This window comes from Halorubrum sp. SS7, assembly GCF_005435055.1.
GTDB classification, from domain to species: Archaea; Halobacteriota; Halobacteria; order Halobacteriales; family Haloferacaceae; genus Halorubrum; species Halorubrum salinarum.
In genome coordinates, this window is sequence record NZ_SGXV01000440.1 from 1 (window position 1) to 341 (window position 341).

The 341-nt window shown below is 70.1% G+C and carries 1 pseudogene; it reads left to right on the forward strand.

Annotation, left to right across the window (positions count from 1 at the left end):
* Nucleotides 1–341: pseudogene (locus EXE44_RS18710) on the forward strand (branched-chain amino acid ABC transporter permease); the annotation flags it as partial.

The following is a 341-nucleotide window of genomic DNA, read 5'->3' on the forward strand; positions in this document are numbered from 1 at the left end:
CATCGCGTCGCTCGGACTCGCGGAGGTCGTGCGGCTGATCGTACTCAACGAGCGGTGGCTGACGAACGGCAGCGCGGGCCTTCGCGGTATCCCCGGATTCTTCGTCGGGTGGCCGGTGCTCTCGACGTTCCCCGAAGCGATGCCGGGACTCCGGTTGGAGGTAGTACCCGGGTCGCCGGTGTTCCTCGAAACGCCGTTCTGGCAGGCGTCGCTGAACGGCCTGTTGGTGGTGGCGTTCGCGGGGGGCGCGTACCTCGTACTCAGGCGTGCGCACCGGTCGCCGTGGGGGCGCGTGTTGCGCACGATCCGCTCCGACGAGGACCTCGCGCGGGCGCTGGGCA